The sequence below is a fragment of the Pseudomonas sp. SCPG-7 genome (assembly GCF_002156405.1).
Lineage (GTDB): Bacteria > Pseudomonadota > Gammaproteobacteria > Pseudomonadales > Pseudomonadaceae > Aquipseudomonas > Aquipseudomonas parakoreensis.
In genome coordinates, this window is sequence record NZ_MVOO01000060.1 from 1 (window position 1) to 201 (window position 201).

Annotated in this window: 1 protein-coding gene; it reads left to right on the top strand. The window is 68.2% G+C overall.

Translation table 11 applies throughout. The annotated features are described in order from the left end of the window. On the top strand, positions 1–201 hold a 201-nt coding region (locus B1722_RS28535; RefSeq protein ID WP_176393395.1), incomplete at both ends, for an alkaline phosphatase D family protein.

Sequence of the window (201 nt, forward strand, 5' to 3'; positions counted from 1 at the left end):
GCCTTATCAGTGGGACGACCACGAGGTCACCAACAACTGGTACCCGGGCGAGGATCTGACCGGCGATCCGACCAAGGCGGCCTACAAGGTCACGAGCGTCGACCTGCTCGCCGCCCGGGCCGCCCAGGCGTTCTTCGACTACCTGCCGATCCGGCGCCATCCGCTCGAGCCGGAGCGGGTCTACGCCGCCTTTGGCCATGG